The organism is Novosphingobium sp. B-7 (assembly GCF_000410615.1).
Taxonomy (GTDB): domain Bacteria; phylum Pseudomonadota; class Alphaproteobacteria; order Sphingomonadales; family Sphingomonadaceae; genus Novosphingobium; species Novosphingobium capsulatum.
The window spans coordinates 12,317-15,962 of the sequence record NZ_KE148488.1; the positions used below are offsets into that span (position 1 = coordinate 12,317).

Below are 3,646 nucleotides of genomic sequence, written 5' to 3' on the forward strand. Positions count from 1 at the left end.
CATGGCAATGGCGTGGGTGTCGGGATCGTCGACCAGCCAATCGACATAGTCCTCCACGCCGCTCGCCGCCTCGTTGCCGGTCGACACCGAATAGGAAACTCCGCATTCCCGCGCCAACAGCATGGTGCCCAGCACCGCCGCCATGGCGCCCGATTGCGAAACGATGCCCACCGCGCGCCGGCCGGCCGGCGGCACGGCATCGGTTTCCACGAAGGTCAGCGGAATGCGGTCGACATAGTTGACCAGGCCCAGGCAATTGGGGCCTTCCACCACCATGCCCCCCTCAGCCGCCAGCCGGGCAATCTCGCGCTGCTCGGCCAGGCCCTCTTCCCCACCTTCGGCAAAGCCGGCCGAAAAGATCACCACGCCGCCCGCCTTGCGCGCCGCCAGGCTGCGCACGGCATCGAGCACGCCAACGCGCGGAATGGCCAGCACTGCCACGTCCACCCCTTCGGGCAGGGCATCGACGCTGGCATAACAGGGCCGCCCGCCGATTTCGCTGCGCTTGGGATTTACCGGATAGATCGCCCCGGCATAGCCATTGCGATCCAGGTTGCTGAGCAAAGTAGCCCCCAGCGCGCCGGGCTTGTCGGACGCGCCGACCACGGCCACCGATTGCGGGCGCAGGAAACGGGCGATCGCCTGATGCGACAGAACGGGTTCAACAGCCATGACATCCTCCGAATTTCGCTATGACTTATAACAATCAGCGAAACGCGGCAAGCGGCGAGTGCGCGACTGGCCCAAAGGCCATCCACCGCAAACGCCGGAATGATAGGTAAGCCCGGGGTTGACGAAACCCGACTGCCCATGGCAAGCGCAAAGCCTGGATGCGGGCGGGTATAGCTTAGTGGTAAAGCCCTAGCCTTCCAAGCTAGTTATGCGGGTTCGATTCCCGCTACCCGCTCCAGAGCCTCCTCTCACGGGGTGCCAAAACGCCTCATAAGTGGCTGTTTTCTGCGGTTTTTCGGTGGTATAATTTCCGGGCAGTTCCGGACATGTTCCACTCAATCTCAGACGAATGATGGATCACTTGATGGACCTGCGGCCAATTTGCGCTGTCGGAGGTCCATCAACATGGCCGAAAAAGCAGGAAAATCAGGGCTTACGGCGGCATCTGTCGCGCGCGCCAAGCCCAAGGACAAGCCGTACAAGCTGTCTGACCGGGACGGACTATATCTCCTCGTGAAGCCGAGTGGAACCCGCTACTGGCGGATGAACTACCGCTTCCACGACTTCCAGCGCACGATCACCTTCGGCCGCTATCCAGAGGTGCTGCTGGCCGATGCGCGAGAACGTCTGCTGCAAGCTCGCCGATTGCTGGCCGACGGCATCGACCCGGTCGATCAGGCCAAGCTCAACAAGATTGCAGATTCGGTAGCAGCGTCGAACACCTTCAAGGCTGTTGCCGACGAATGGCTGGAGAAGGTCCGGCTTGAGGAGCGCGCCGCTGCTTCGATCAAGAAGTACGAATGGCAGTTGGGGTTGGTCATGCCGGCGATCGGCAGGCGGCCGATTTCCAAGATATCTGCGCACGAGGTGCTGCTGGCGCTCAAGAAGATCGAACGCACCAAAAAGTTCTACACCGCTACCAGCGTGCGCACGACGTGCAGCCAAGTGTTCCGCTTCGCCATCGCGACCGCACGCGCCGAGCGCGACGTCTGCGCCGACCTGCGCGGCGCGCTGGTCACGCCCAAGGTTGTTCACCGCGCTGCGATTACGACGCCCAAGGAGGCCGGGGCTCTCCTCCGCTCGATCGAGGATTATGAGGGCGACACGCAGACGCGCATCGCAATGCGCCTGTTGCCGCATGTCTTTGTTCGCCCCGGTGAGCTACGCCATGCCGAATGGAAGGAGATCGATTTCGACCGCAAGGTCTGGACGATCCCCGAGCACAAAATGAAAATGCGCCGGCCGCACGCCGTGCCGCTTTCCAAGCAGGCGATCGCGATTATTCGCGAGATCGAACACGATGCGGCCTACAGCCCTTACCTCTTCCCTTCATTGCGCTCGGCCAATCGGCCAATGTCGGACAACACAATCAACGCGGCTTTGCGCCGCATGAGCTACGGCAAGGACGAGATGACCGCCCACGGCTTTCGCGCCATGGCCGCAACGCTACTCAACGAAATGGGGCTGTGGAACGCCGACGCTATCGAACGCCAGCTTGCCCACGTCGAAGCCAACGCCGTTCGCCGCGCCTACACGCGCGGGCAATATTGGGAAGAGCGAGTGCGTATGATACAGCACTGGTCCGATTATCTTGATGGTCTGCGCGACGGCGCCAAGGTGCTGCGACCGAACTTCGGGCAAGCAGCGCTCGGCTGATGGCGATCAGTCGGGCCACGGTCGGATTCGACCAGATCGTGCCGTTCCTATGCAGTGCCGGGAACGGTGGTACACGCCGACATTTGCCGTTCGACTCGCAGCGCCTCGTCGATGATTGTCGCCGCCAATCAGGACGTACATACACTTGAGTTATCACCTCGAAACCGGTCGTAGGTTCATTCGGGTCACAACATGGTGCAAAAAGCAGCTCAAACATGGGCCTCGACACAAAGGTATCATGACGAGCATTTCATCCCGTGACGCGCTTAACTTCGCGGATGAAGAACGACAGATCGATTGGGCTGGAACATCGCGACAGTGTGGTGGGGAAGAAGATTTCCGAGAAGAACAGGCTGCGCAAAAGCAGGCCCAGATCACGTGCCGATGCTATCGGATCGCTTGAGCCAAGCTTTTCGAAAATCGGCTCCCACCGGTTTTGGCGGCGCAGCATGACATTCTCGACCAGTTGCATCAATTCAGGATCGCGGCGCGCCAGAATGAAGCACTCATAGCGCGCCAAAACATCGGTTCCGCGGGCCTGTGCCGAAACATTCAGCCACATGTCATGGCAACATTGCGCCACCACCTCCACCGTCGGACGGTCGCCACACATCGCCTCGATCCGGCTGATGATACCGTCCAATTGCTTGGCGTCGGCGGCGAAGACATGGCGGATCACCATCGCCACCAAATCCTCGCGCCGGCGGAAATAGGCCGATGTCGTGCCCTCCGGCAGGCCCAGATGCCGGTCGACGGCGCGATGGGTAAAGCCGCGGCTCCCATGCTCGCCCAGCACTTCGAGTGCGCCGCGCGCCAGTTCCTCGCGCCGGTTGCCATTGTCGCGGGTGCGCCCGGCGGCATTGGCCGGTTTTTCGCGCTGTTCGATCATGTTTTGCACTCTCTGCTGATTGCTTCTGCCTTTCGCCTGCCTTGCCTCGCTTGACAATAGCAGATGTATTCTACATTTGTAGAATCCATATGAAGAATCGCAAGCTCGAAGCAGGGCGGCGACAGGGGAGAGATGACGATGACCGTGAAGGTGTTGCGCAAGCTGTTGTTGGTGGGCGTTGGCATGGCCGCCGCGCCGCAGGCCCATGCCCAGATTCCGGCCCAGGCCCCGGCGCAGGCTGCGGCCCAGAGCCAGGCAACACCGGCCCCGGCCGCCGAAACGCCCGGCCTGCAGGACATCGTTGTGACCGCGCAGCGCCGCGTGGAAAGCGTGCAGAAGGCCGCCGTGGCGATCACCGCCGTGTCGGGCAGCGAACTGATCCGCGCGGGCGTGTCCGACACGACCAGCCTGCAGCGGCTGGGGTGGGGC

At 61.9% G+C, this 3,646-nt stretch carries 3 protein-coding genes, 1 tRNA gene and 1 pseudogene; 3 read left to right on the plus strand and 2 right to left on the minus strand.

The features are described from left to right. On the minus strand, nucleotides 1-672 hold a 672-nt coding region (locus tag H926_RS35155; RefSeq protein ID WP_237741140.1), incomplete at its 3' end, for a CoA-binding protein. A 164-nt stretch (nucleotides 673-836) separates the two neighbouring features. On the opposite strand from H926_RS35155, the gene H926_RS0121320 reads away from it, so the two are divergent. Beyond that, nucleotides 837-910 (plus strand) — tRNA-Gly (locus H926_RS0121320). A 167-nt stretch (nucleotides 911-1,077) separates the two neighbouring features. Next, the gene (locus H926_RS0121325; RefSeq protein ID WP_022678060.1) at nucleotides 1,078-2,328 is read left to right on the plus strand and encodes a tyrosine-type recombinase/integrase; all 1,251 of its coding nucleotides are present in this window, start codon (nucleotides 1,078-1,080) and stop codon (nucleotides 2,326-2,328) included. Between the two features lie 250 nt (nucleotides 2,329-2,578). Here H926_RS0121325 and H926_RS29660 read toward each other — a convergent pair whose 3' ends face one another. After that, the gene (locus tag H926_RS29660) at nucleotides 2,579-3,217 is read right to left on the minus strand and encodes a TetR/AcrR family transcriptional regulator (protein WP_022678061.1); all 639 of its coding nucleotides are present in this window, start codon (nucleotides 3,215-3,217) and stop codon (nucleotides 2,579-2,581) included. Between the two features lie 138 nt (nucleotides 3,218-3,355). On the opposite strand from H926_RS29660, the pseudogene H926_RS35160 reads away from it, so the two are divergent. Beyond that, a pseudogene (locus H926_RS35160) lies at nucleotides 3,356-3,646 on the plus strand (hypothetical protein); the annotation flags it as partial.